Annotated in this window: 26 protein-coding genes; 10 read left to right on the forward strand and 16 right to left on the reverse strand. The window is 63.8% G+C overall.

Annotated elements, in window-relative coordinates:
• Positions 1–65 precede the first annotated feature (65 nt).
• The 3 genes from V6M50_RS10455 to V6M50_RS10465 are packed head-to-tail and all read left to right on the forward strand — an operon-like array spanning position 66 to position 3,899.
• Positions 66–497: a MerR family transcriptional regulator gene (locus tag V6M50_RS10455; RefSeq protein WP_332818500.1), complete on the forward strand. Its 432-nt coding sequence runs from the start codon at positions 66–68 to the stop codon at positions 495–497.
• Between the two features lie 54 nt (positions 498–551).
• Entirely contained in the window at positions 552–2,354 is a 1,803-nt protein-coding gene (locus tag V6M50_RS10460) for an acyl-CoA dehydrogenase C-terminal domain-containing protein (protein WP_332818501.1), read from the forward strand.
• Between the two features lie 45 nt (positions 2,355–2,399).
• Complete coding sequence (locus V6M50_RS10465; protein WP_332818502.1) at positions 2,400–3,899, forward strand: phospholipase D-like domain-containing protein; 1,500 nt, start codon at positions 2,400–2,402, stop codon at positions 3,897–3,899.
• A gap of 122 nt (positions 3,900–4,021) precedes the next feature.
• Here V6M50_RS10465 and V6M50_RS10470 read toward each other — a convergent pair whose 3' ends face one another.
• The 7 genes from V6M50_RS10470 to V6M50_RS10500 all read right to left on the reverse strand — a co-directional run bounded on the left by V6M50_RS10470 (position 4,022) and on the right by V6M50_RS10500 (position 10,347).
• The gene (locus tag V6M50_RS10470; protein ID WP_332818503.1) at positions 4,022–4,873 is read right to left on the reverse strand and encodes an HpcH/HpaI aldolase/citrate lyase family protein; all 852 of its coding nucleotides are present in this window, start codon (positions 4,871–4,873) and stop codon (positions 4,022–4,024) included.
• Positions 4,873–5,325, reverse strand: coding sequence for a MaoC family dehydratase (locus V6M50_RS10475; RefSeq protein ID WP_332818504.1), 453 nt, complete (start codon positions 5,323–5,325; stop codon positions 4,873–4,875). Before V6M50_RS10475 ends, V6M50_RS10470 begins: the two co-directional genes overlap by 1 nt.
• Before the next feature lie 112 nt (positions 5,326–5,437).
• Positions 5,438–7,378: an acetyl/propionyl/methylcrotonyl-CoA carboxylase subunit alpha gene (locus V6M50_RS10480; protein ID WP_332818505.1), complete on the reverse strand. Its 1,941-nt coding sequence runs from the start codon at positions 7,376–7,378 to the stop codon at positions 5,438–5,440.
• Positions 7,375–7,680 carry a hypothetical protein gene (locus tag V6M50_RS10485; RefSeq protein ID WP_332818506.1) on the reverse strand — a complete coding sequence of 102 codons (306 nt, stop codon included), beginning with the start codon at positions 7,678–7,680 and terminating at the stop codon, positions 7,375–7,377. The genes V6M50_RS10480 and V6M50_RS10485 overlap by 4 nt, the downstream gene beginning before the upstream one ends.
• Positions 7,677–8,027: a DUF3088 domain-containing protein gene (locus V6M50_RS10490; protein ID WP_332818507.1), complete on the reverse strand. Its 351-nt coding sequence runs from the start codon at positions 8,025–8,027 to the stop codon at positions 7,677–7,679. The genes V6M50_RS10485 and V6M50_RS10490 overlap by 4 nt, the downstream gene beginning before the upstream one ends.
• Positions 8,024–8,707, reverse strand: a complete 684-nt coding sequence (locus tag V6M50_RS10495; RefSeq protein WP_332818654.1) for a CPBP family intramembrane glutamic endopeptidase, BDIM_20840 family — start codon at positions 8,705–8,707, stop codon at positions 8,024–8,026. The genes V6M50_RS10490 and V6M50_RS10495 overlap by 4 nt, the downstream gene beginning before the upstream one ends.
• Positions 8,708–8,748: 41 nt before the next feature.
• On the reverse strand, positions 8,749–10,347 hold the full coding sequence (locus V6M50_RS10500) for a carboxyl transferase domain-containing protein (protein ID WP_332818508.1): 1,599 nt from the start codon (positions 10,345–10,347) through the stop codon (positions 8,749–8,751).
• A gap of 146 nt (positions 10,348–10,493) precedes the next feature.
• On the opposite strand from V6M50_RS10500, the gene V6M50_RS10505 reads away from it, so the two are divergent.
• Positions 10,494–12,578 (forward strand): M13 family metallopeptidase, encoded by a 2,085-nt coding sequence (locus V6M50_RS10505; protein ID WP_332818509.1) that lies wholly within the window; start codon positions 10,494–10,496, stop codon positions 12,576–12,578.
• 21 nt (positions 12,579–12,599) lie between these two features.
• On the opposite strand, the gene V6M50_RS10510 is transcribed toward V6M50_RS10505, so the two are convergent.
• From V6M50_RS10510 to V6M50_RS10535, 6 genes are read right to left on the reverse strand one after another with little or no spacing between them, the layout of a single operon-like run.
• Positions 12,600–12,884 carry a hypothetical protein gene (locus V6M50_RS10510; RefSeq protein ID WP_332818510.1) on the reverse strand — a complete coding sequence of 95 codons (285 nt, stop codon included), beginning with the start codon at positions 12,882–12,884 and terminating at the stop codon, positions 12,600–12,602.
• On the reverse strand, positions 12,881–13,282 hold the full coding sequence (locus V6M50_RS10515; RefSeq protein WP_332818511.1) for a VOC family protein: 402 nt from the start codon (positions 13,280–13,282) through the stop codon (positions 12,881–12,883). Before V6M50_RS10515 ends, V6M50_RS10510 begins: the two co-directional genes overlap by 4 nt.
• Entirely contained in the window at positions 13,279–13,704 is a 426-nt protein-coding gene (locus V6M50_RS10520; protein ID WP_332818512.1) for a VOC family protein, read from the reverse strand. Before V6M50_RS10520 ends, V6M50_RS10515 begins: the two co-directional genes overlap by 4 nt.
• Positions 13,701–14,051 carry a hypothetical protein gene (locus tag V6M50_RS10525; protein WP_332818513.1) on the reverse strand — a complete coding sequence of 117 codons (351 nt, stop codon included), beginning with the start codon at positions 14,049–14,051 and terminating at the stop codon, positions 13,701–13,703. The genes V6M50_RS10520 and V6M50_RS10525 overlap by 4 nt, the downstream gene beginning before the upstream one ends.
• Positions 14,048–14,398, reverse strand: a complete 351-nt coding sequence (locus V6M50_RS10530; RefSeq protein ID WP_332818514.1) for a hypothetical protein — start codon at positions 14,396–14,398, stop codon at positions 14,048–14,050. Before V6M50_RS10530 ends, V6M50_RS10525 begins: the two co-directional genes overlap by 4 nt.
• Positions 14,395–15,564 (reverse strand): isovaleryl-CoA dehydrogenase, encoded by a 1,170-nt coding sequence (locus V6M50_RS10535; RefSeq protein WP_332818515.1) that lies wholly within the window; start codon positions 15,562–15,564, stop codon positions 14,395–14,397. The genes V6M50_RS10530 and V6M50_RS10535 overlap by 4 nt, the downstream gene beginning before the upstream one ends.
• 100 nt (positions 15,565–15,664) lie before the next feature.
• Between V6M50_RS10535 and V6M50_RS10540 the strand changes: the two genes are divergently transcribed.
• The 6 genes from V6M50_RS10540 (at position 15,665) to V6M50_RS10565 (ending at position 22,203) form a co-directional block, all read left to right on the forward strand.
• Entirely contained in the window at positions 15,665–16,567 is a 903-nt protein-coding gene (locus tag V6M50_RS10540; protein ID WP_332818516.1) for a LysR family transcriptional regulator, read from the forward strand.
• A gap of 246 nt (positions 16,568–16,813) precedes the next feature.
• Positions 16,814–17,665, forward strand: a complete 852-nt coding sequence (cysD, locus tag V6M50_RS10545; RefSeq protein WP_332818655.1) for a sulfate adenylyltransferase subunit CysD — start codon at positions 16,814–16,816, stop codon at positions 17,663–17,665.
• Positions 17,665–19,569, forward strand: coding sequence for a sulfate adenylyltransferase subunit CysN (gene cysN, locus V6M50_RS10550; RefSeq protein WP_332818517.1), 1,905 nt, complete (start codon positions 17,665–17,667; stop codon positions 19,567–19,569). Before cysD ends, cysN begins: the two co-directional genes overlap by 1 nt.
• Positions 19,570–19,571: 2 nt before the next feature.
• Positions 19,572–20,315: a 3'(2'),5'-bisphosphate nucleotidase CysQ gene (locus V6M50_RS10555; RefSeq protein WP_332818518.1), complete on the forward strand. Its 744-nt coding sequence runs from the start codon at positions 19,572–19,574 to the stop codon at positions 20,313–20,315.
• Positions 20,316–20,403: 88 nt separating this feature from the next.
• Positions 20,404–20,805: a hypothetical protein gene (locus V6M50_RS10560; protein WP_332818519.1), complete on the forward strand. Its 402-nt coding sequence runs from the start codon at positions 20,404–20,406 to the stop codon at positions 20,803–20,805.
• Positions 20,806–21,063: 258 nt separating this feature from the next.
• Positions 21,064–22,203 carry a zinc-binding dehydrogenase gene (locus V6M50_RS10565; protein WP_332818520.1) on the forward strand — a complete coding sequence of 380 codons (1,140 nt, stop codon included), beginning with the start codon at positions 21,064–21,066 and terminating at the stop codon, positions 22,201–22,203.
• Between the two features lie 89 nt (positions 22,204–22,292).
• Here the strand turns inward: V6M50_RS10565 and V6M50_RS10570 are convergent, their stop codons facing one another.
• The 3 genes from V6M50_RS10570 to V6M50_RS10580 are packed head-to-tail and all read right to left on the reverse strand — an operon-like array spanning position 22,293 to position 25,039.
• Entirely contained in the window at positions 22,293–23,417 is a 1,125-nt protein-coding gene (locus V6M50_RS10570) for a cell wall hydrolase (RefSeq protein WP_332818521.1), read from the reverse strand.
• Between the two features lie 36 nt (positions 23,418–23,453).
• A complete protein-coding gene (gene cysK / locus V6M50_RS10575) occupies positions 23,454–24,374 on the reverse strand; it encodes a cysteine synthase A (RefSeq protein WP_332818522.1) in 921 nt (306 codons plus the stop codon).
• Positions 24,371–25,039, reverse strand: a complete 669-nt coding sequence (locus V6M50_RS10580; protein WP_332818523.1) for an RBBP9/YdeN family alpha/beta hydrolase — start codon at positions 25,037–25,039, stop codon at positions 24,371–24,373. The genes cysK and V6M50_RS10580 overlap by 4 nt, the downstream gene beginning before the upstream one ends.
• Positions 25,040–25,046: the final 7 nt, after the last annotated feature.

Consider the following 25,046-nt stretch of genomic DNA (forward strand, 5'->3'; position numbering starts at 1 on the left):
GCGGCGCGAAATACCGCGATCCGTCGGTCTTGACGTTCACGTCAACGGAAACTAGTTTCATCCGCATGACAGACCCATATGGCCACGCCCATATCGATACGCCCGACCATCTTGGGCGCGAACAATTCAGCATCACCGACTTGTCGACCGAGTTCGGGGTCACCGCCCGCGCGCTGCGTTTCTATGAGGATGAAGGGCTGATCAGCCCGTCGCGCAAGGGATTGTCGCGCATCTATTCGAAACGCGACCGGGCGCGGCTGGCGTGGATCCTGCGCGCCAAGCGCACGGGGTTCAGCCTCGCCGACATTCGCGAGATGATCGACCTTTACGACGTCGGCGACGGCCGCAAGCTGCAGCGTCAGGTGACGATCGAGAAATGCGAACAGCGCATCGGCCTGCTGCAGCGCCAACGCGACGACATCGACAGCGCCGTCGAGGAATTGTCGCGATTTATCGATATGGTGAAGAAAGTCGACGCCGGCCAAAAGGTCGGTTGAGCCTCTCCCCAGGCAAGTTTGACATTGCCAACCTGATTTTCAGAAGGATTTCCCATGCCCGTCTATCGCGCACCCGTGCAAGACACGCTTTTCCTGCTCAACGATGTGCTCGGGGTCGAGCGCTACGCAAACCTGCCCGGCTTCGCCAATGCGACCCCCGACATGATCGAGGCGGTGCTGACCGAGGCGGGGAAATTCTGCGAGGAAGTCCTGTTTCCGATCAACCAGTCGGGCGATCTTGAGGGATGCACCCGCCACGAAGACGGCAGCGTCACAACGCCCAAAGGTTTCAAGCAAGCGTATAAGGCCTATTGCGACGCGGGTTGGGGCCTGCTGACCGCGCCGGAAGAGTTCGGCGGTCAGGGCCTGCCGCATGTGATCGGTTTTCCGGTTGAGGAATATCGCAACGCGGCCAACCAGGCCTTTGCCATGTATCCGGGGCTGACACAGGGCGCGACCGCGGCGATCCTCGTCAAGGGTTCGGACGAGCAGAAGGCTGCCTTTGTCCCCAAGATGATCGCGGGCGAATGGGGCGGGACGATGAACCTGACCGAGCCGCATTGCGGCACCGACCTCGGCCTCATCCGCACGCGTGCCGTCCCGAACGGCGATGGCAGCTATGACATCACGGGGACGAAAATCTTCATCTCGTCGGGCGAGCACGACCTCACCGACAATATCATCCACCTCGTCCTCGCCAAGACCCCCGATGCGCCCGATAGCGTCAAGGGCATCTCGCTCTTCATCGTGCCCAAATATCTCGTGAACGAAGACGGCTCGCTCGGCGACCATAATGCGCTGCAGTGCGGGTCGATCGAGCACAAGATGGGCATCCACGCGAACTCGACCTGCGTGATGAACTATGATGGGGCGAAGGGCTGGATGGTCGGCGAGGAGAATAAGGGTCTCGCTGCGATGTTCGTGATGATGAACGCAGCGCGTCTCGGCGTCGGCATCCAGGGCCTCGGCCAGGCCGACGTCGCGCACCAGAACGCGGTCCAATATGCTAAGGACCGCCGTCAGGGCCGCGCGCTCACCGGGCCGCAGGACCCGCAGGAAAAGGCGGACCCGCTGTTCGTCCATCCCGACGTGCGCCGTATGCTGATGGACGGCAAGGCGACGGTCGAGGGGCTCCGCGCGCTCTGCACCTGGGGGGCGCTGCAGGTTGACCTCGCGCATGTCGCCGAGAGTGAGGAAGAGCGCCAGCGCGCCGACGACCTCGTCAGCCTGCTCACCCCCGTCATCAAGGGCTATGGCACCGACAAGGGTTATGAGGTCGCGACCAACGCGCAGCAGGTGTTCGGCGGTCACGGCTACATCGAAGAACAGGGCATGTCCCAATATGTCCGCGATGCCCGCATCACGATGATCTACGAGGGCGCGAACGGCGTGCAGGCGATGGATCTCGTCGGTCGCAAGCTTGCGCAGAACGGGGGCCGTGCCATCCAGGCCTTCTTCGCGATCATCGACGAAGAGTGCGGCCGCGCCAAAGACAACGAGGCGCTCGCCGACTTCGCGGGCCGTCTCGAAAAAGCGAATGGCGAGCTCAAGGCGGCGACGATGTGGTTCATGCAGAACGGCATGGCGAACCCGAACAATATCGGCGCCGGCGCGCACCATTATATGCACATCTTGGGGATCGTCGCGCTCGGCTCGATGTGGCTGATGATGGCCGAAGCCGCGCAGAAGGCGCTCGCCGAAGGCCGCGGCAACAAGGCCTTCCTCGAAGCCAAGCTCGTCACCGCGCGCTATTTCGGCGAACGCTTCCTGCCCGACGCCGGATCGCTGCGCCGCAAGATCGAGGCGGGCAGCGAGGCGATGATGGCGCTGACGCCCGAACAATTCTACGCCGCCTGACCCGGCCCGACGCAACCATCGCCCATGCCATGCGTGGCGTGGGCGATGAGCACGCGAGACCTTTCTCCGATTGTCGTCGAAGGGCGCAATTGCTGGCGGATCGAGCGCGCCGACAAGGCACGGATGATCGTCGATGCCGCCGATTATTACGCGCTGCTCGAACGGCTGATGGCCGACGCGAAGGAACGGATCCTGCTCATCGGCTGGGATTTCGATCCGCGCATCGCGCTCAAACCCGACAAGAAGGGCAAGGGCGAGCCTCTCGGCGATTATCTACTGCGGCTCGCGAAGGAAAAGCCCGAGCGTGACATCGACATTTTGCGCTGGAACTTCGGCGGGCTGAAACAGTTCGCGATGCTGCGCATTCTGGCGATGGTGGCGCGCTGGAAACTAACGCGCGCGATCAGTTTCCGTCTCGACAGCGCGCATCCGGTCGGGTGCAGCCATCACCAGAAGGTCGCGGTGTTCGACGACCATCTCGCGGTGTGTGGCGGCATCGACGTCGGCTCACGCCGCTGGGACACGCGCGATCACAAGGATGGCGACCCGCACCGCACGGCGCCCGATGGCAAAGCCTATATGCCGTGGCACGATTCGACGATGATCCTCGCGGGGCCCGTCGGCAATGCGCTCGCCGACCTCGGCAACGAGCGCTGGCAGCGCGCGACAAAAAAGCCGCTGCGCGAGGTCGATGGCGAGGGCGAGAATTGGCCCGACGATCTCGAACCCGATTTCGAGGGCGTCGACGTCGCGATCTCGCGTACCCGCGCCGAATATGAGGGCTGCGAGGAAATCCGCGAGATCGAGCAGCTCTATCTCGACATGATCGCCGCCGCGAAGCGCTTCATCTATTTCGAGAATCAATATTTCACCTGCGACAAGATCGCCGCCGCGATCGCCGAGCGGCTGAACGAGGACGATCCGCCCGAATTCGTGATGGTGATGCCGAAGACCGCCGACGGCTGGCTCGAGCAGATGGCGATGGACGCCGCGCGGGTGCAACTGGTCCGCGAGATTGCGAAGGCGAAGCACGGTGATCGCCTCCGCGTCTATTTCCCGCGCACCAAGCGCGGCGAGCCGATCTACGTTCATGCCAAGACCGCGATCGTCGACGACCGATTCCTGCGCGTCGGGTCGGCGAACATGAACAACCGCTCGATGGGGCTCGACAGCGAATGCGACGTGACGATCGACGCTGCATTGCCCGCGAACGAGGGTGTCGAGCCGACGATAATGTGCCTGCGCGAGTCGCTGATCGCCGAACATCTCGATGTTGCGCCCGAGGATGTCGTTGCGGAATTCAAACGCACCGGTTCGTTGATCGAGACGATCGAGGCACTGCGCGGCAAGGGCCGCTCGCTCGAACTGCTCGACCTCGTCAGCCCCGGCCCGTTCGACGAATATATAGCCGAGAATGAGCTTCTCGACCCAACGAGCCCCGACGCGATGTTCGAAAGCTTCACCGAACGCGGCCTGAAGAAAAGCTGGCATCGCGGACGCGACCGGATGCGGCGGCATCGGCCATTCGGGCGGGGCAAAACCTAGGTTAGCGCCCCCTATATCGTCATCCCGGCAAAGGCCGGGATCTCGACGTCGAGGTTAGCCGCACCGGTGAGATCCCGGCCTTCGCCGGGATGACGTAAGCAGCGGAACGAAGCCGTCCGCTCCTAATCCGACAGCGCCAGGATATGCTTCGCCTGCTTCAGGTGCGGGGCGTCGACCATCTTGCCGTCGACCTGCAGCACCCCGACGCCCGGATTGGCGGCAAAGGCATCGACGATCGCCTGCGCGCGCGACACCTCATCGGCGCTGGGGGTGAAGGCCGCGTTGATCGCATCGACCTGCGACGGATGGATCGCCATCATGCCGGTAAAGCCGTCGCGGCGCGCGCGGGCGGCATAGGCGGCAAGACCCGCTTCATCCTTGATCGCCGGGAACACAGTGTCGATCGCGGCCACGCCCGCTGCGTGCGCGGCGAACAGGGTCATCGCGCGCGCGATCTCATAGGGTGCGGTATAGCGGCCGTCGGCTTCGCGGCTTGTCGTCGCGCCGATCGCGGCGGGCAGGTCTTCGGCACCCCACGTCAGCCCGAGCAGACGGTCTTTCGCCTCGCGATAGCTGCCGAGGGTGAAGAGTGCCGCTGGCGTCTCGGTGGCGATCGGCAGGATGGGAGGCAGCGAGGCATCGCGCGCCGCTTCGCTGCGCAGGATCGTGTCGAGTTGCGCGATGCTCGGCGCGCCTTCGGCCTTGGGCAGCATGATCGCGTCGGGCCGCGCCGCGGCGATCGCTGCGACGTCGGCAGCGGTCAAATGTCCGTCGAGGGGGTTGACGCGCACCAGCGTCACGACCTCACGTGTCCCCGCCAGATAATCGGCGACCGCATGGCGCGCGGCGTCCTTGTTCGCGGGCGACACCGAATCCTCCAGATCGAGGATGATCGCGTCGGCACCCGACGCCGCCGCCTTGGCAAAGCGCTCGGGCCGGTCGCCGGGAACAAAGAGGAGGGAACGAAGTCGCATTAGCTGGCCTTCCGCTGGACAAGGGCAGAACGCTCGCACTGGCACACAAGTTCATCGCGCTGGTTGATGGCGCGGTGAAGGAAGGTGACGATCCCCGCATTGGGGCGCGATTTCGACTCCTTGAGGCCGATGACTTCGCTCTCCGCGCGCAGCGTATCGCCGATGAACACCGGCTTGGGCATGACGAGCTTGTCGTAACCGAGGTTCGCGACAAGCGTTCCCAGCGTCGTGTCGCCGACCGACAGCCCGACCATCAGGCTGAAGGTGAAGGTGCCGTTGACAAGGATCTGCCCGAATTCCGATGCTTTCGCCGCCTCGATGTCGAGATGCAGCGGCTGCGGATTATGCGTCATCACCGTGAACAGCAGATTGTCGGTCTCGGTCACCGTGCGGCGGATCTCGTGCGTTAGCGTGTCGCCGATACTCCACTCGTCGAAAAAGCGGCCTGCCATTTTAATGCTCCAATAATTTGCCATGCTGAACTTGTTTCAGCATCCATGGTCGGACGCCGAAACCTTGGGCCATGGACCCTGAAACAAGTTCAGGGTGACGAGAAGATAAAGTTCATTCTTCCTTTTCGATCCGCACCAGCAGCGCCTCGACCTGCACCTGCGCGCCCGAGGTCGCGTTGAGTTCGGTAACGACTCCGTCGAACGGCGCGGTCAGGCTGTGCTCCATCTTCATCGCTTCGAGGGTCAGCAATTTCTGACCCTTGGTCACCTTGTCGCCCGCGGCGACCTCGACCGCGATGACCTTGCCGGGCATCGGCGACAGGATCGCGCCGTCGCTGACTGTGCCTGCGCCAACGCCTTCGGCACGACAATCCAGTGAGAAGCGATGAACGAAGCCGTCCTCCAACCTGCTCCAGGCATCCCCATATCGGCCATAATGCCTGTTCCGATGACCAAGGAGCGGCTCGGACAGGCTGACCGTGGTAGGTTCGCCATCGACGCTGACCAAAATTCGGCGCTGCGGTTCGCCGTTCAACCGGAATCCAAATAGGCTGCTCAACTTTGAGCTATTTTGGATCATCCAATCGGGCGACCCATCTGGTCTCAGTAACGGAGCTAACATCCGATCAGCACCGAAGTCCTTCATGAGATTTAAGACGCCGGCTGCCTTTTCCGCCTCATCTACGATCGGCTTTGCGGTTAACTCATCCGCCTTACGTTGGATCAAACCTGTATCGAAAATACCTTCGATAAAATCTTCATCTAACAAGCATTTGCCAAGGAAAGTCGCGTTGGTTTTTACGGGCCAAACCTGAACTTGGCGAATCGCTTCCAGCAAACGATATCCAGCCGACTCTCGATCACGTCCGGTTCCGATGAGTTTGGCGATCATCGGATCGTAATATGGCGAGATCGAATCGCCCAGTTCGACGCCCGTTTCAACGCGGCCACGAAAGCCCAGGTCGAAATCAATCAAGGTCCCTGTGCTAGGGAGGAAGCCTGTCGCTGGGTCTTCAGCATAAAGCCGCGCCTCCATCGCCCAGCCGTTGATCGACAACTCATCCTGTCGCAGCGGTAACGGCTCACCGCTCGCGACCCGTAGCTGCCATTCGACGAGGTCGACCCCGGTAATCTCTTCGGTCACCGGATGCTCGACCTGCAGCCGCGTGTTCATTTCCATGAACCAGATTCGGTCGGCGCGCAGGCCTTCGCTGGCATCGGCGATAAACTCGATTGTCCCCGCACCGACATAATCGACCGCCTGCGCTGCGCGCACCGCGGCGGCGCACAGCGCCTCGCGGGTTACCTCATCCATGCCGGGGGCAGGGGCTTCCTCGATCACCTTCTGGTGGCGGCGCTGCAGCGAGCAATCGCGCTCGAACAAATGGACGACATTGCCGTGGGTATCGCCGAACACCTGCACCTCGATATGGCGCGGGGTCAGGATATATTTCTCGATCAGCACATGGTCGTTGCCGAACGAGGATGCCGCCTCGCGCTGGCACGAAGCGAGCGCGTCGGCGAAATCGGCCGCGGCATCGACCTTGCGCATCCCCTTGCCGCCGCCGCCCGCGACCGCCTTGATCAGCACCGGATAGCCGATTTCTGCCGCCTGTTCGGCAAGGAAGGCCGGATCCTGGTTTTCGCCCATATAGCCTGGCGTCACCGGCACGCCCGCGTCGGCCATCAATTTCTTGGCGGCATCTTTCAGCCCCATCGCGGTGATCGAGGACGGCTTCGGTCCGACCCACACCAGCCCGGCATCGATCACCGCCTGCGCGAACTCGGCATTTTCGGAGAGGAAGCCATAGCCGGGGTGGATCGCCTCGGCGCCGGTCGCTTTGGCCGCGGCGATGATCTTCTCGCCGATCAGATAGGATTCGCGCGCCGGCGACGGCCCGATATGCACCGCCTCATCGGCCTGCCGCACATGCAGCGCCTTCGCGTCTGCGTCCGAATAGACTGCCACGGTCCGGATACCCATCTCGCGCGCGGTGCGGATGATGCGGCATGCGATCTCGCCGCGATTGGCGATGAGGAGGGACTGGATCATAGGGTTCCGTTCACTTCGAAATGCAGGACATGCGCTTCCTTTTCGATCAGGAAGACGTCGTCGAAATCATAATATTTGGCCGTGTCGATGGGGGTCCCGGCAAAGCTCTCGATCGCCTCGAGATTGTCCCAGAAGGTCAGCATCTCGAAATGGACGACATCGCCCTCGGGGCGCTGAAGGCACCATGCGCCGCGATTGCCCGCGACCGATCGATAATCGGGAATGGCGACGTCGAGCATCAGCTTGAAATAGGCTTCGGCCTTCGCCTTCGGAACGATCCCATGCCAGCGCCGCGCGATCATGGATGCGCCTCTGGAAATCCGTGGCGAACATGCAGCGCGTGAAGCAGCCGTTTGAAGTCGCCGACGAAGCGCGTGCCCTGATGCTCGCCGTCGGCGAGGTCGGCGGGCGCATCGTCGGCAAGCACCAAGACCGGAAGGTTCTGGTTCGCCTCGCCGATCGCTGCGATCACGGCATCGCGTGGGCGCGGGAAGGCGATGCGGATTACTTCCAGCTTTGTCGCCCTGTCGGGAAAGCTCTTCAACAATCCCTCGATGGCGATGCAGTCGCGGCAATAGAATTGCCGCCCGGGCAGCGCGGGGTCGCTGAACAGTGCGTGGAGGAAGTAGAGGCGATCGCGCACGGTCACACCATCGACATGATTGCGTTGCCGAAATTGTGCACGGCGACCGGAAGGAGCAGGCTGCCCGTGCGCTCGCGCAGCCAGACGCCGAGGAATGACGGGACGGCGGTCAGCGCCATTGTCATCGCGTCGAACTGAAACCCGTCGCCGGCCGAATAGCTGAAAGCGTGCGCCAGCCCGAATAATACACAGGACAGCACTGCACCCCAGCCCCAATCGATTCCGAGCAGCCTGATCCGGCCCCGGAGCGCTTCGTTGAGAGCGAGGAGCAATATGCCGCGATAGAAGGGTTCTTCCTCGAACCCCGGCATCGTCAGCTGGAAGGCCATGGTTTCGCCGGAGACAGGCTCGTTCGGAAACGAAAGCGCCAGCGCCAGGAAGAAGAGGCAATAGAGGAGCACGACCGGCACCGCCGCGCGAAGCGAACCGGAATTCTGCTTCAGGGTCAGTCCGGACCGCTGCCAGCCGATCGCCGGGTGCGATGCGATCGCGAGCGTGGCCGCCAGCGCCAGCAGCTTACCCTGCCAGTTCCAGTCGCTCCCGCCGAACAGGTCGGGCAGAGCGCCGTAAACATTGGTCAGCAGCGCGTCGTTGAGCACGACCAGCCCGGCCGCGACGAACAGCCAGCGCGGTGAAAACCCGCTGCGGGCGGTCAGGCCAAAGGCAAAGCCCGCAACCAACAACATCGCCACGATTGCCAGTATAGAGATGCAAGAATCCGGCATCATCACATCCTGAATATGCCGAAGCCGCGGTCCTCGACCGGGGCGTTCAGCGTTGCGGCAAAGGCGAGGCCGAGCACGTCGCGTGTCTGTGCCGGGTCGATGATGCCATCGTCCCACAATCGCGCGGTCGCGTGATAGGGGTTGCCCTCATCCTCATATTTCTGGCGGATCGGTGCCTTGAAGGCTTCGGCCTCTTCGGGCGTCCATTTGTCGGCGTCGCGGTGGACGGTCGCCAGAACCGACGCCGCCTGCTCGCCACCCATGACGCTGATCCGCGCATTGGGCCAGGTGAAGAGGAAGCGAGGTGAGTAGGCGCGGCCGCACATGCCGTAATTGCCCGCGCCGAAGCTGCCGCCGATCAGCACGGTGATCTTGGGCACCGTTGCGGTCGCGACCGCTGTGACCAGCTTCGCGCCATGTTTGGCGATGCCTTCGGCTTCATATTTGCCGCCGACCATGAAGCCCGAGATATTCTGGAGGAAGAGCAGGGGGATGCGCCGTTGCTGCGCGAGTTCGATGAAGTGCGCGCCCTTGACCGCGCTCTCGCTGAACAGCACGCCGTTGTTCGCGAGGATCGCGACGGGCAGGCCCCAGATATGCGCGAAGCCGCAAACCAGCGTGCTGCCGTAATTCGCCTTGAACTCGTGAAATTCGCTGCCGTCGACGATCCGCGCGATCACCTCATGCACGTCATATGGCGCGCGGACATCGTCGGGAACGACACCATACAGCTCCTCGGGATCATAACTGGGCGGACGCGGGTCCTTGATCGCGACCTCAAGGCCCTTGTCCTCGCCCAGATGGCTGATGATGTCGCGCACGATGGTCAGTGCATGCTCGTCATTTTCGGCAAGATGGTCGACGACGCCCGACTTCTTCGCGTGCAGATCGCCGCCGCCGAGATCTTCGGCGCTGATTTCCTCGCCCGTCGCCGCCTTCACCAGCGGCGGGCCGGCGAGGAAGATCGTGCCCTGGTTGCGCACGATCACCGTCTCGTCGCTCATCGCGGGAACATAGGCACCGCCTGCGGTGCAGCTGCCCATCACGCACGCGATCTGCGGGATGCGCTTCGCCGACATATTGGCCTGGTTGAAGAAGATGCGCCCGAAATGGTCGCGATCGGGAAACACCTGATCCTGATGCGGCAGGTTCGCGCCGCCGCTGTCGACGAGGTAGATGCACGGCAAGCGGTTCTCCAGCGCAATCTCCTGCGCGCGGAGATGCTTCTTGACCGTCATCGGGTAGTAGGTGCCGCCCTTCACCGTCGCATCGTTGCAGACGATCATGCACTGGCGCCCCGACACGCGCCCGATGCCGCAGATCAGGCCGGCACCGGGCACCTCGCCCTGATACAGGTCGTTCGCCGCCAGCTGGCCGATCTCGAGGAAGGGCGAACCCGGATCGAGCAGTCGCTCGACGCGTTCGCGCGGCAGCAACTTGCCACGGCTCGTGTGGCGCTCGCGCGATTTCTCGTTGCCGCCGAGCGCCGCCTCGGCGACCCGCGCCCACAGTACGTCCTTCAGCGCGCGATTGTGCGCCGTGCGGGTGCGATACTCGTCGCTGTCCGTGTTGATGCTGGTGCCAAGGACCGGTGCGCTCACTGTATATTCTCTCCCTGTAATCTGTTCGGAACTAGCCCGTCGCTCGTCGATTGGAAAGCGCCGCAGGCCGAAAATGGTTGGCGTTGAAACCAATTCGTCACAGGCCTATGCCTCCCGCTTGTCCTCGCAAAAACAAGGCCATCCTCATGCATAAAGCTGTCTTCGCCATCCTGCTGTCCACCGCCGCGATCGTCGCGGGTCCCGTCGCCTGCACCAGCGGGAAAGAGGAAAGCAGCGCCGCCTACACCGTCGGCACCGAACTCGGGATCAGCAAGGCGGCGATGGATAGTGCGGCCAAGCCCGGTGACGATTTCTACGCTTATGCCAACGGCAATTGGGACAAGACGATCGAAATCCCTGCGGACCGCTCGTCGATCGGTGCCTTCTATGTCGCGCAGCTCGAGACCGAGAAGCGGAACCGCGAATTGGTCGACGCGATCGCCAAGGGCGATGCCGCACCCGATACCAACGAAGGCCGCATCGCCGCTTTCTACAAGGCCTTTACCGATGTGAAGGCTATCGATGCCGCGGGCATGAAGCCCGTGGCCGCCGACCTCGCACGCTTTGCCGCGATCGGCGACAAGGCCGCGCTTTCGAAGGTTCTCGGCGAACAGCTGCGCGCCGACGTCGATCCGCTCAACGCGACCAATTTCAAAACCGAAAACCTCTTCGGCGTCTTTGTGACGCAGGGGCTGGCCACGCCGGGCGAGGTAATCCCCTATCTGCTGCAGGGCGGCCTCGGCCTGCCCGAGCGCGAATATTATCTCTCGGCCGATCCGAAGATGGCGAGCATCCGCACCGCCTACCAGGCCTATATCGCCAAGCTGCTGACCGCCGCGGGGCAGAGCGACGCGGCGGCGAAGGCGAAACGCATCTACGATCTCGAGGTCAAGATCGCGAAGGTGCACGCGTCGCGCGAACAGAGCGAGGATTTCACCAAGTCGGCCGACGTCTGGGCAAAGGGCGATTTCGCCAGGAAGGCGCCGGGGATCGACTGGGCTGCCTTCATGGGCGCCGCGAAACTCGACGGCGCGGCGAAGGTCGGCGCCTATCATGCCGGCGCGATCACCGGCCTGTCGGCGCTCGTCGCGTCCGAGCCGCTCGACGCGTGGAAGGACTGGCTCGGCTTCCATCAGATCAACAGCCATTCGGACGTGCTGCCGAGCGCGATCGATAACGCCCATTTCGCCTTTTACGGCACAACGCTGTCGGGCACGCCGCAGCAACGCAGCCGCGAAAAGCGCGCGCTCGATGCGCTCGACACCTATCTCGGCGACGCAGTGGGCAAGGCCTACGCCGACAAATATTTCCCCGCCTCTGCCAAAGCGGAAGTCGGCGACATGGTGAAGAACATCAAGGCCGCCTTTGCGACGCGCGTGAGCACGATCGACTGGATGGCGCCCGAGACCAAGAAGGAAGCGATCAAGAAGGTCGAAACGATCGCGGTGGGCGTCGGTTATCCCGACACGTGGCGCGACTATGGCAGCTACGCCGTCGGCGCCGATGCCTATGCGAACGAGGTCGCGGGACAACAGGCCGAATATGCGCACCAGCTCGCCAAGATCGGCAAGCCGATGGACAAGGGCGAATGGTGGATGGTCCCGCAGACCGTCAATGCGGTGAACCTGCCGGTGCAGAACGCACTGAACTTCCCCGCCGCGATCCTGCAGCCGCCCTTCTTCAACGCCAAGGCCGATCCGGCGTTCAACTATGGCGCGGTCGGCGCGGTGATTGGCCACGAGATCAGCCACAGCTTCGACAACAACGGCGCGGCGTTCGATTCGACCGGTGCATTGCGCAACTGGTGGACCGCGGCGGACCTTGCGAAGTTCAACGCCGCGGGCGACGCCCTTGCCGCGCAATATGATACGTACAAGCCGTTCCCCGACCTGGCGGTCAACGGCAAGCTGACGCTCGGCGAAAATATCGCCGACGTCGCGGGGCTGCAGGCGGCGTACGACGCCTATCGCGCCTCGCTCGGCGGCAAGGAAGCCCCGGTGATCGACGGCTTCACCGGCGACCAGCGTTTCTTCATCGCCTATGCGCAGACCTGGGCGACCAAGATGCGTGCCGAGGCGCTGCGCCAGCGTGTCGCGACCGACGGGCACGCGCCGGGCATGTATCGCGCGCTGACGGTGCGGAACCTCGACGCATGGTACAAGGCGTTCAATGTCCAGCCGACCGACAAGCTGTATCTCGCGCCCGACAAGCGCGTGCGCGTCTGGGGATGATGTCAGGGCAGGGCGGGGCAATTATTTTGCTCCGCCTTCGTTCCTGGGCGCAGCAGGCTTTTTTCGGATCAAGTGGCTATAGACACCAACCAGATTGATGCCGAGCAGCGCGACATTCTGCCATCCGATGCCCTCGCTGTCGGGCTGCAGGAAGCCCCAGGCGATGAGCGCAAGGCTGCTCGTCACGAAGATCACGAACGCCCAGCCGTTCCAGCGTTCGCCGAGGTTGAGCGAGACGAGCAGCGCCGCGAGTGTCGCCGCCGCGGCGCCATAATATTGCAGGGCGGTAAGCAGCGTATCGCTCATCGCGGAGCGACGAGGTTGCTGACCTCGACCAGATTGCCATCGGGATCGTGGAAATAGAGCGAGTCGATCGTTCCGGTCGCGCCATCGCGCAGCCCAGCGTCGATCACTTCGACGCCTTGCTCGGCCAGATGCGCACGCCATTCCGCAACCGGCATATCGCTCAGCAGGCAGAAATTGCCGCTGCCCGGCACCGTGTCGCGCGCGATACCCGGCGCCGTTGCCGCATCCTGCAGGCTGATCTTGTTGGCACCGAACTGCAGCGAATATTTTCCCGGCCGCTCCTCGCGCGCGACCATCCCGAGCACGCGTTCGTAGAAGGCGCGCGTTTCGGTGACGTCGCGAACGCAAAGCACGATATGATCGAAACCGGTGACGGCGAAGGAAAGCCCGGCGCTCACAGCTCGCTCGCCGTCCTGCCATGCACATATTCCAGCTTCAACCCGTCGGGGTCGGCAAAGAAGACGGCATAATAATCGGGACCGTAGCGCGGATAGTCGGCGGGCGCGTCGAGGATCGTTGCGCCAATCTCCTGCAGCAAGGCGTGCAGCCGGTCGACATCCTCGCGGCTGTCACTCGTCCACGCCAGATGATGCAGACCGGGCGAAGTGCGGTCGTGCGCCCGGCCTGCGCCTTCGCCGCGCGCCAGCAAAACGCCGATCGAATGAAAAGGCTCGCCGGCCAGGTCCCAGTCGCTGCCATTGTCATGATCGGCCGAACGCCGGTAGCCGAGAAATCCCAGCACGCTCTCATAAAAGGGGCGCGAGCGGGCAAGGTCGCTGACCGTCAGGTCGATATGATGGATGAGCCCGCGGGCGCTCATGCCGCAGCACCCATCAAGGCGAAGACCCCCGACGCGGTCAGGATGGGCCAGCCGATGTGCCGGCCGCGTGTATAGACGGCATCGAACAATCCGACCGCCGTCCACGCCGCGCCGGTCAGCAGGATGAGGCCGCGCGGCGTTCCCGGCCAGAGGACGACCGCCGCCGACACCAGCATCAGTACCGACATGGCGTGCCACGCGAAGCGGAAGACTTTGCGCGCGAGGTCGACGCCCATGATGCCGTCATCGAGCGTCATTAGCGGCTGGATCAGCCGCTTTTCACCCAGGGCGCCGTGGACCAATGCTGTCGTCGCCATGCACGCAGCCGACAGCCAGAGCCAGGTCATGCTCCGGCTCCAACCCATGCCAAGGCGCCCGCGGCGATGAAGATCGGGCCCGCGAGATGCCGCCCCTTCGTGTAAATCGCGGCGCCGACTCCCACCGCCACCCATGCGCTTCCCGTCAAGAGGATCAGCGACCGGGGGGTGTCCGGCCACACCACGAGCGCCGCCGATACGAGCATCAGCATGCTCGTAAGGTGCCACGCCAGGCGGATGGTCTTGCGCTCAATTTCGATCTTCAGAATACCTTCGTCGATCCCGAGCAACGGACGGATCAGGTCCTTTTCGCCGAACAGCGAATGTATCAGCGCGGTCGTGGCCATCGTCGCGGCCGACAGCCAGAGCCAGATCACGCGCCGGCGCCGATCAGTTCGCGGCCGATCAGCATGCGGCGAATCTCGTTCGTCCCCGCGCCGATGTCGAGCAGCTTCGCGTCGCGCCAGTAACGCTCGACCGGCCAGTCCTTGGTATAGCCGGCACCGCCCAACGCCTGGATCGCTTCGCCCGCGACCTTCACCGCGCTCTCGCTCGCGAGCAATATGCAGCCCGCGGCGTCGAAGCGCGTCGTCTGCCCCGCATCGCACGCCTTGGCGACATTATAGACGTACGAGCGCGCCGACTGGAGCGCGACATACATGTCGGCGACCTTCGCCTGCATCAGCTGGAAACCGCCGATCGGTTTGCCGAACTGCTTGCGCTCGCGAACATAGGGGATGACGGTATCGAGGCACGCCTGCATGATGCCGAGCTGGAGCCCCGCGAGTACGACGCGTTCATAATCGAGCCCCGACATCAGCACGCCGACACCGCCATTCTCGGGGCCCATCACTTGTTCTTCGGAAACTTCGCAATCGGTGAAGACCAGTTCGGCGGTCGGCGAGCCGCGCATGCCGACTTTGTCGATCTTCTGCCCGATACCGAACCCCGGCATGTCCTTCTCGATCAAGAAGGCGGTGATCCCGCGCGACCCCGCCTCGGGGCTCGTCTTCGCGTACACAACCAACGTGTCAGCGTGCGTTGCGTTGGTGATCCAGAATTTGGTGCCGTTGAGGACGTATCCGCCACCCTTCCGCTCGGCCTTCAGCTTCATCGAAACGACATCGCTGCCCGCACCCGCTTCGGACATCGCCAGGCTGCCGACATGTTCGCCGCTGATCAGCTTGGGCAGATATTTCGCCTTCTGCTCGGCATTGCCCCAGCGACGGATCTGGTTGACGCAAAGGTTCGAATGCGCGCCGTAAGAGAGGCCGATGGCACCCGAGGCACGCGAAACTTCCTCGACCGCGATCACATGCTCGAGATAGCCGAGGCCGAGCCCGCCCCATTCTTCCTCGACGGTGATGCCGTGCAGGCCAAGCTCGCCCATCTGCATCCATAGTTCGTTGCGCGGAAACCAGTCCTCGGCATCGGCCTTGGCGGCGAGCGGGGCGATCTGTTCGTCGGCGAAACGGGCAGTGGTGTCGCGGATCATGTCGGCGGTTTCGCTGATAGCGAAGTCGAAATCGGGAGTGGCGCGCATGAGGGACCTATCGATCGAGGGCGGGACAGGCCGCGATACTGCATCAAAATTCCAGTATATGGAAATTGAAACGGCAGGGGATTTCGCATAAGTAAAAGTTATGATTAAGCGTGCGCATATTCGCCAGTTCCTCGCCGTCGTTGACGCCGGCAGCTTTACGCAGGCCGCGCTCCGTATTCGCGTCACCCAGCCGGCGTTGTCGACCGGCATCGCCGATCTCGAAAAACTCATCGGGACGCCGCTCTTCATCCGCAACCGTCGTCAGATCCGGTTGACCGAAGCGGGTGGGCGCTTCCTGCCGATCGCGCGCGACCTCGATCGCGGGTTTCGCGCCGCGGACGGTTTCGGCCGCGATGGCGACCGCCAGGCGACCGAGCTCAAGCTGGGGATCGTCCGGTCGGCGCCCGGCGAGTTGCTGCAGGCGGTCGCCGCGGCGCTGCGGCCGAGCTTTGCCATCGAGCTGGTTGAAAACAGCGATTCCGAACTGCGCGCCGCGCTCGGCAGCGGCCGCATCAACATGGCGCTGCTCCCGCTCCGTCCGGGTGAGCGCGGCGATCATGTAGTTCCGCTGTATGAAGAGCCGCTCGTGATGTTCATCGCTTCCGACCACCCGCTGGCGGGGCGCATCGAGGTCGACCCCGAAGACCTCGCCGCCGAAACGATGATCGCGCGTCGCTCGTGCGAGTTTCTCGACGCGACGAGCCGCTTCTTCACGCGCCACGGCGTTCGCCCGCGCTTTGCATTGCGCAGCGAGAGCGACGAGCGCTGCCTTCGCATGGTCGCCGCCGGGATTGGCATCACGACCGCGCCGGTGTCGCTGGCGATCGATGGCATCGTTCCGCTGAAGGTCGCGGGCTATGATTTTCGGCGCGAACTGGGATTGATCGTCGATCCGGCATGGCGGGCGCTGCCGGAGGTCGGGCCGCGCCTGGCGCACGCCCTCGAAACGATCGGTGCGGTCGCCGGGGAATGGCGCCAGACAAAGGTCGATGCCGCTGCATGACCCTGCGGCTCCACAAGCCTGGCTTGCAGCGTGGAAAGTCCATAACGTTTGCCCGTTCGCGTGGCGCGGCGTTACGGCGTCGTCCGTTACCCCGTCCATTTGGACGTATGACAGGGTCAATAATGCCCTATTCCGCTGCTTCACGGCGGAAGTGTGAGGAGGCGAAGTTTGTTATCGTCTGATCTGCAGACAAGATCGTTGGAGTTGACGCATCTCGACCGGCTCGAGGCCGAGAGCATCCATATCATGCGCGAAGTGATGGCCGACGCCGTCAAGCCGGTGATGCTCTATTCGGTCGGCAAGGACAGCGCGGTGATGCTGCACCTCGCGCGCAAGGCTTTCTATCCCTCGCCGCCGCCGTTCCCGCTGCTCCATGTCGATACGACGTGGAAGTTCCAGGCGATGTATGAGTTGCGCGACCGCATGGCGCGCGAGAGCGGGATGGAATTGCTCGTCTATCAGAACCCCGAGGCGAAGCAGCGCGGGATCAACCCGTTCGACCACGGCCCCTTGCACACCGACATGTGGAAGACCGAAGGGCTGAAGCAGGCGCTCGACCTCCACGGTTTCGACGTCGCCTTCGGCGGGGCGCGGCGCGACGAGGAAAAGAGCCGCGCGAAGGAGCGCATCTTCTCTTTCCGCACTGCGACGCATGGCTGGGATCCGAAGAAACAGCGCCCCGAGCTCTGGAACCTCTACAACGCCCGCAAGGCGAAGGGCGAGAGCATCCGCGTTTTCCCGATCTCGAACTGGACCGAGCTCGACATCTGGCAATATATCGCGCGCGAAAATATCCCGATCGTCCCGCTCTATTTCGCTGCGCCGCGGCCAACCGTCGAGCGCGACGGCCTGCTCCTGATGGTCGACGACGAGCGTTTCCCGTTGCAGCCCGGCGAAACGCCGGTGGAACGATCGGTGCGTTTCCGCACCCTCGGCTGCTACCCGCTCACCGGCGCGGTCGAGAGCGAAGCGAAGACGCTCAGCGAAGTGATTCAGGAAATGCTGCTGACGACGACCAGCGAGCGACAAGGCCGCATCATCGATAAGGACGGCGGCGACGCCAGCATGGAGAAAAAGAAGCAGGAGGGGTATTTCTGATGAGCACCGATCCTGTTTACGTCACCGACGCGCTGATCGCCGAAGACATCGACGCCTATCTCGAACAGCATCAGCAAAAATCGCTGCTCCGTTTCATTACCTGCGGATCGGTTGACGACGGCAAGTCGACGCTGATCGGGCGCCTGCTTTACGACAGCAAGATGATCTTCGAGGATCAGCTTGCAGCACTCGAGGCGGACTCGAAGCGTGTCGGCACGCAGGGGCAGGAGATCGATTTCGCATTGCTCGTCGACGGCCTCGCCGCCGAGCGCGAGCAGGGGATCACGATCGACGTCGCCTACCGCTTTTTCACCACCGAAAAGCGCAAGTTCATCGTCGCCGATACCCCGGGGCACGAGCAATATACGCGCAACATGGTCACCGGTGCCTCCACCGCCGACCTCGCCGTGATCCTGATCGACGCGCGCAAGGGCGTGCTTACCCAGACGCGCCGCCACAGCTTCCTCGCGCACCTGATCGGCATCAAGCATATCGTGCTCGCGGTGAACAAGATGGACCTCGTCGGCTACGACAAGACCGTGTTCGATCGCATCACGCTGGCGTATCGCGCGTTCGCTTCCGAAATCGGCATCACCAACTTTACCGCGATCCCGATCTCGGGCTTCAAGGGCGACAATATCACCGCGCTCTCGGACAATATGCCGTGGTTCAAGGGGCCGGCGTTGATCGAGCATCTGGAAGTTGTCGAAGTTGCCGCGCAGCGTGAGGTTGGCGGAGATTTTCGCCTTCCTGTTCAATGGGTTAATCGTCCGAACCTCGACTTTAGGGGCTTTTCGGGGCAAATCGCCGGCGGATCGGTCAAGCCGGGGGACGCCGTCCGCATCCTGCCCAGCGGCAAAACGACGACGGTCGACCGCATTGTTACCCTCGACGGCGACCTCGATGAAGCGGTCGCGGGCCAGTCGGTGACGTTGACACTTTCGGACGAGGTCGACTGTTCGCGAGGCGACGTCATCGCCGCCGCCGACGCGCCGCCCGAGGCGGCCGACCAGTTCGAGGCGACGCTCGTCTGGATGGCCGACGAGGCGATGATCGCGGGCCGCGCCTATTGGCTCAAGCTCGCGACGCAGAGCGTCTCGGCGACGATCCAGCCGCCGAAGTACGAGATCAACGTCAACACGCTCGACCATCTCGCGGCGAAGACGCTCGAACTCAACGGCATCGGCGTCGTCGAACTGTCGACCGACAAGCCGATCGTCTTCGAAGCCTATGGCGACAACCGCACGCTCGGTGGTTTCATCCTGATCGACAAGCTCACCAACGCGACCGTCGCCGCGGGCATGCTGCACTTCAGCCTGCGCCGCGCGCAGAATGTCCACTGGCAAGCGACCGACATCAGCCGCGACATGCGCGCGGGCCTCAAGAACCAGAAGCCAGCCCTCCTGTGGTTCACCGGCCTGTCGGGGTCGGGCAAGTCGACGATCGCGAACCTCGTCGAGAAACGCCTGCACCGGATGAACCGGCACAGCTTCCTGCTCGACGGCGACAATGTCCGCCATGGCCTGAACCGCGACCTCGGCTTTACCGAGGCCGACCGGATCGAAAATATCCGCCGCGTCGGCGAGGTCGCAAAGCTGATGACCGACGCCGGGCTGATCGTGATCACGGCCTTTATCTCACCGTTCAAGGTCGAGCGCGATATGGTGCGATCGATGCTGCCCGAAGGCGAGTTTATCGAGGTCTTCATCGACACACCGCTCGCCGAAGCCGAGAAGCGCGATGTGAAGGGCCTCTACAAGAAGGCACGCGCTGGTCAGCTCAAGAACTTCACCGGTATCGACAGCCCCTATGAGGCGCCCGAGAGCCCAGAAGTTCGTATCGACACGACCGCGATGACCCCCGAACAAGCGGCGGACCTCATCATCGATCGCCTGCTGGGATAGATATGGCCGAAAGCGACGATCAGCTGGCCGAACGGCTCGCTACCGCGGCGGGGGCGATCTTGCTCGAACTGCGTGCTGCCGGGCTTGACGGCAAGGCGCTCGGCAAGGCGGGCGACGAAGCCGCCAACGCGATGCTCTGCCGCGAATTGCGCGCGGCGCGACCCGACGATGCGCTTTTGTCCGAAGAGGAAAAGGATAACCGGGCGCGCTGCGGACAGAGCCGCGTGTGGATCGTCGACCCGCTCGATGGCACTCGCGAATATGGCGAGGGCAGGGACGATTGGGCGGTCCATGTCGCGCTTGCGGTCGACGGCGTCGCGACGGTCGGGGCGGTTGCGCTGCCGGGGCTGGGCATCACGCTGACTTCCGCCGCGCCACGGCCACTCCGGCCCGCCAATAATCCGCCAAAGATGCTCGTCAGCCGAACGCGTCCCGCGGCCGAAGCGGTGTATGTCGCCGAAAGGATCGGCGCCGAATTGCTCCCGATGGGATCGGCGGGCGCCAAGGCGATGGCGGTCGTGTGCGGCGAAGCCGATATCTATCTGCACACCGGCGGCCAATATGAATGGGACAATTGTGCGCCCGTCGCGGTCGCACAGGCCGCGGGGCTGCACGTCAGCCGTGCGGACGGGTCGCCGATCCGTTACAATAATCCCGACACCTATCTTCCCGACCTGCTGATCTGCCGGAAGGAGCTGGCGGAGGATGCGGTGCGCTTCGCGGCGCAATATGTGCCGACGGCGTAGGTCGCGAAGCTCACGCGGTAGGGCGTAATCCGAAGGCCGCGTCTATTTCGCACTTGGCCGCCGGCTCGCCAGCGGCCAAGAGGATGTTATGATCAACCTGCTGTCCGTGATGCTGCCGCTTTCCCTCGCCGTCGCCCCGGCGCCGGCCAATCCCGATCGACTTGTCGACGGTAAGGTGACCTATGTCCTTTACCCCGACACCTACCGCCAGGTGGATGATGCGGTGCGCCAGATCGGCTTTTCGCTCGAAATGGGCGAGGCAGAGCCGGAGCTGGGCGGCGCCATTGCCTTTAAGGGGATCGTCCAGGTCGAATGCAAGGCGCGCCGATCGCGTATAATCGATGCCCAGATGCTCGACGCCAATGGTCAGCACATAGAGGCCGCCATCGCGAAGGGCGACATACCATCGCCTTGGGCGGCGCTCAACGAAACCGCTTCGGACCAGCATCTTTTCCGGAGAGTTTGCGAGCGGGGGACGCTCGGTCGCTAGCGGCGCGCGGACGACGGAATTCGACCCGTCGTGGACTTTTAACTCCTCGTCACCCCGGACTTGATCCGGGGTCCAAGCGACCGGCGTAGCCATGGATCCCGGATCAGGTCCGGGATGACGAAGGCGGGAAGGCCGCTGTCCGTCCTCTAACCCAAAGCACACACAGGTGGCGAACGGCAGCAGGTAGGTTAGTGATTGCCAGCCGCCTTCGCCCGTCTTAATCCGTTGCATCGAGAAACCGAAAACGGGAGACACGCGATGACCGACCTGCCTGAAACCAACCTCACCATGCTGACCCTCGTGAAGCCCGAAGGGCAGCTCGAGGTGTCGCTCGAACGCCGCCCGATGCCGACGCCGAAACCGCACGAGGTGCTGGTGAAAGTGCTCGCGGCGCCGATCAATCCGTCCGACCTCGGCCTGCTGTTCGGCGGCGCCGACATGTCGACCGCGCGCGCCTCGACGCGTGACGGCCTGCCGCTGATCACCGCCGATGTACCGCCCGCGGGCATGCGCGCGATGGGCGGCCGCATCGGCGACGCGCTGGCGATCGGCAACGAGGGTTGCGGGACCGTTGTCGCGGCGGGGGATTCGCCCGAGGCGCAGGCGCTGCTCGGCAAGACCGTCGCGCTGCTCGGCGGCGAGATGTATGCCGAATATCGCTGCCTGCCGGTACAGATGACGATGCCGCTTCCCGACGGCACCGATCCGAAAGACGGCGCATCCTGCTTCGTCAATCCGCTCACCAGCCTTGCCTTCACCGAAACGATGAAGGCCGAGGGACATAGCGCGATCGTCCACACCGCCGCGGCATCGAACCTCGGCCAGATGCTCGTCAAGATTTGCGCGAAGGACGGCATTCCGCTCGTCAACATCGTGCGCAGCGACGCGCAGGTCGAGATCCTGAAGGGCATCGGCGCGAAATATATCGTCAACAGCAGCGCCGACGATTTCATGGAGCGGCTGGTCGACGCGATTGTCGAGACCGGTGCCACGCTGGGCTTCGACGCGACCGGCGGCGGCAAGCTGGCGGGGCAGGTTCTCACCGCGATGGAGGCGGCGGCGGTCAAGCGTATGACGACCTACAGCCGCTATGGCTCGGATACCTTCAAGCAGGTCTATATCTACGGCGCGCTCGATCTCTCGCCGACGACCTTCTCCGCGCGCAGTTTCGGGCTGACCTGGTCGCTCTCGGGCTTCCTGCTCACGCCCTTCATGGCAAAGGCGGGCATGGAAACCGTTGGCCGCATGCGAAAACGCGTTGTCGACGAGCTGACGACGACCTTCAAGAGCCATTACAGCCACGAAATCTCGCTGGCCGAGGCGCTGTCGATCGATGTAGCGCAGGCCTATAACGCCAAGCGGACTGGCGAGAAATATCTGATCAAGCCGCATGGTTAATGATAGCATCACCCCCGCGAAGGCGGGGCCGCTGGCAACCTTGTCCAAGGCCTAAGGCGGCCCCCGCCTTCGCGGGGGCGACGGAATCATTACCGTTTCATGCACTGGCGCACGTCGTCGCGCTTATATTCGCTGCAATTCCACAGCGCCTTTTCAAACCCCGCCTTGTCGTCGCGGAGGTAGGAAAAGGTCATCGCGGCGCGCTGGGTATCGTTCATCGCATCGCTGTCGGGCTTCAGCACCGGGTTGGTCCAGCCCATGAACTTGCAATAGGGCTTGTCGCCGCACAGCCTGAGCGCAGTCGTCACGAAGCTCTCGGGCGCGGCCTTGCGGTCGAGCTGGATATAGATGGCGTCGCGTCCCGTCGCTTCGCCAGCACCCGCCACGACGCGCGCTTCGCCGACCGCGGCGTTGGCATCGACGCCCGCGATTGCGGTCGGCAGCCCCAGTGCGATCGCGTGCAACGGCGACAGTGCCGCCATCTTCGCGACCGGCCCGTCGCCACCCGACACCGCACCGCGGAACGCGCCCGGCGTACCCCAATACCCCGGCCAGCGGAAAAACAGGTGCGTGTCGACGATCGCGATCTTTTCGAGGCTATCGCTCCAATAGGGGCGGACCCAGTCGGTGTGATAATGGGTGGCAAGGCCGACCGGCGGATAGGTCGCGCCCGACAGCATCATGTCGGCATTATTCTGCGCGCGGATCCACGCCGCGTCCGAATAGCGGCGACCCAGCGCGCCGTCGCAGGTGAAGGTGAACTGGCAGCCCGTCGTGCGCTCCGACCCTTGGAACACCACGCCGCAGATCGATTTGGGAAAGGCCGGGTGCCGCGCGCGGTTGATGATGACCTGGCCGACCGCCTGCTGCCCCTTGGCGTCGTCACCGGCCTCATAGATCATCGCGGCGGCGAGGCAGTCGCGCGCGCGGAGCCGGGCGTCGCCGTTTCCGGCGTAGAGGAAGGGGCGCGCGGCGATGAAGCCCTTGGTGATCAGCGCGATGCGCGCATTGGCGGAGCGGGCATCATCCTCGGTCACCGGCGCCAGCTCCATCGGCAGCACTTCGGGCACGACGTCGGCGGGCGGCGCAACCGGGTGCGGCCGCGTCGCAAGGGAGCCCGTGCCGCCCGGATTGCTGGCATGGAGCACCGCGCCGATGGCAACGGCTGCAAGCAGAACGAACAGCCAACCGGTCCAGTCGCGCCCCAGGGGCAACGCCGTTTGATCGCCCTCGGAGCGCATACGCCGGACTCAAATCTCCGGGAGGAAATCGGGGACCGACAAATAGCGTTCGCCGGTGTCGTAGTTGAAGCCGAGGACACGGCTGCCCGGCGGCAATTCGGCCAGCTTCTGCTCGATTGCGGCGAGCGTGGCGCCCGACGAGATGCCGACGAGCAGGCCTTCCTCGGTCGCGGCGCGGCGTGCGAAATCCTTCGCGGCTGCGGCGTCGACCTTGATCACGCCGTCGAGCAGATCGGTGTGCAGGTTGCGCGGGATGAAACCGGCGCCGATGCCCTGGATCGGGTGCGGCGCGGGCTGGCCGCCCGAAATGACCGGCGAGGCTTCGGGCTCGACCGCATAGACTTTCAGGTTCGGCCAATGCTGTTTCAGGAACTGCGCGGTGCCGGTGATATGGCCGCCGGTGCCGACGCCGGTGATCAGCACGTCGATCGGGCTATCCTTGAAGTCGGCGAGGATTTCGGGGCCCGTCGTGCGGAAATGGACCTCGATATTGGCTTCATTCTCGAACTGCTGCGGCATCCACGCCCCCGGGGTGGTTTCGACCAGTTCGATCGCGCGCTCGATCGCGCCCTTCATGCCCTTTTCGCGCGGCGTCAGGTCGAAGGTCGCGCCATAGGCGAGCATCAGCCGGCGGCGCTCGACCGACATGCTTTCGGGCATGACGAGGACGAGCTTGTATCCCTTGACCGCGGCGGCCATCGCCAGGCCGATGCCGGTGTTCCCCGAAGTCGGCTCGACGATGGTGCCGCCGGGCTTCAGGCTGCCGTCCTTTTCGGCGGCTTCGATCATTGCGAGGCCGATCCGATCCTTGATCGATCCACCGGGATTGCTGCGCTCCGACTTCACCCAGACTTCGGCGTCGGGGAACAATTTTGCCATGCGGATATGCGGCGTGTTGCCGATGGTATCGAGGATCGAATTGGCTTTCATGATCGGTGCGCTCTTTCCTTGAATTCGAACCGCGGGTCGCGGCGGACACGATTTGGCCAGTCTCCGGCGCGGAGCCAGTGTGCCTCGTCCGCCAGCGCCGGCGTCGCCGCGGGTTGTAACGAGGCGAGCAGATACTGTCCATAAGGCCAGTCCGCCACGCCCGAGTCCGCGTTGATATGACCGAAGGGGCCGGCGTTGACGAAACGGGCGTCCCAGTGCCGCGAAAGCCGCCACACATAGGAGGTTTTGGCATAGGGATCGTCATCGCTGGCCACGACGATCATCGGCGTCTGCGACGACAGCGGCGGCGAGTCGGTGAAGCTTTCCGCCCGCCCCCCTCGCTTGAGCTGCGTCAGGTCGGGTGGCGCGACAAGCAGCGCGCCGGCGATGCGGTCGCGTGCGACGCTGCTTGCCGACGCGAACCAGTGGGCAAAGGCGTGGCAGCCGAGGCTGTGCGCGGCGATGAGGACGGGTTCGTGCTCGGCATCGATTGCGGCTGCGATCCGGTCGACCCATTCGTCCTTCAGCGGCTCGTCCCAGCCGCCGAGTTCGATTCGCTCGCAACGCGTGAATCGGCGTTCCCACAGGCTTTGCCAATGGGTCGGGCCGCTGTTGTAAAGGCCGGGAATGGTCAGGATTTTGTGGCGGATGTTCGAATCATACATGGCGGTC

The sequence above is a fragment of the Sphingopyxis sp. genome (assembly GCF_036675685.1).
In the GTDB taxonomy this organism is placed as follows: domain Bacteria; phylum Pseudomonadota; class Alphaproteobacteria; order Sphingomonadales; family Sphingomonadaceae; genus Sphingopyxis.

Coding starts and splice junctions, on each gene's coding strand:
- cysD (WP_332818655.1), top strand. CDS start 16,814: ATGCGCGAAGTGATGGCCGACGCCGTCAAGCCGGTGATGCTCTATTCG.
- cysN (WP_332818517.1), top strand. CDS start 17,665: ATGAGCACCGATCCTGTTTACGTCACCGACGCGCTGATCGCCGAAGAC.
- V6M50_RS10540 (WP_332818516.1), top strand. CDS start 15,665: ATGATTAAGCGTGCGCATATTCGCCAGTTCCTCGCCGTCGTTGACGCC.
- V6M50_RS10480 (WP_332818505.1), bottom strand. CDS start 7,378: ATGATCCAGTCCCTCCTCATCGCCAATCGCGGCGAGATCGCATGCCGC.
- V6M50_RS10465 (WP_332818502.1), top strand. CDS start 2,400: ATGAGCACGCGAGACCTTTCTCCGATTGTCGTCGAAGGGCGCAATTGC.
- V6M50_RS10475 (WP_332818504.1), bottom strand. CDS start 5,325: ATGGCAGGCCGCTTTTTCGACGAGTGGAGTATCGGCGACACGCTAACG.
- V6M50_RS10525 (WP_332818513.1), bottom strand. CDS start 14,051: ATGACCTGGCTCTGGCTGTCGGCTGCGTGCATGGCGACGACAGCATTG.
- V6M50_RS10510 (WP_332818510.1), bottom strand. CDS start 12,884: ATGAGCGATACGCTGCTTACCGCCCTGCAATATTATGGCGCCGCGGCG.
- V6M50_RS10485 (WP_332818506.1), bottom strand. CDS start 7,680: ATGATCGCGCGGCGCTGGCATGGGATCGTTCCGAAGGCGAAGGCCGAA.
- V6M50_RS10505 (WP_332818509.1), top strand. CDS start 10,494: ATGCATAAAGCTGTCTTCGCCATCCTGCTGTCCACCGCCGCGATCGTC.
- V6M50_RS10555 (WP_332818518.1), top strand. CDS start 19,572: ATGGCCGAAAGCGACGATCAGCTGGCCGAACGGCTCGCTACCGCGGCG.
- V6M50_RS10520 (WP_332818512.1), bottom strand. CDS start 13,704: ATGAGCGCCCGCGGGCTCATCCATCATATCGACCTGACGGTCAGCGAC.
- V6M50_RS10470 (WP_332818503.1), bottom strand. CDS start 4,873: ATGCGACTTCGTTCCCTCCTCTTTGTTCCCGGCGACCGGCCCGAGCGC.
- V6M50_RS10565 (WP_332818520.1), top strand. CDS start 21,064: ATGACCGACCTGCCTGAAACCAACCTCACCATGCTGACCCTCGTGAAG.
- cysK (WP_332818522.1), bottom strand. CDS start 24,374: ATGAAAGCCAATTCGATCCTCGATACCATCGGCAACACGCCGCATATC.
- V6M50_RS10455 (WP_332818500.1), top strand. CDS start 66: ATGACAGACCCATATGGCCACGCCCATATCGATACGCCCGACCATCTT.
- V6M50_RS10535 (WP_332818515.1), bottom strand. CDS start 15,564: ATGCGCGCCACTCCCGATTTCGACTTCGCTATCAGCGAAACCGCCGAC.
- V6M50_RS10460 (WP_332818501.1), top strand. CDS start 552: ATGCCCGTCTATCGCGCACCCGTGCAAGACACGCTTTTCCTGCTCAAC.
- V6M50_RS10560 (WP_332818519.1), top strand. CDS start 20,404: ATGATCAACCTGCTGTCCGTGATGCTGCCGCTTTCCCTCGCCGTCGCC.
- V6M50_RS10580 (WP_332818523.1), bottom strand. CDS start 25,039: ATGTATGATTCGAACATCCGCCACAAAATCCTGACCATTCCCGGCCTT.
- V6M50_RS10495 (WP_332818654.1), bottom strand. CDS start 8,707: ATGTTGTTGGTTGCGGGCTTTGCCTTTGGCCTGACCGCCCGCAGCGGG.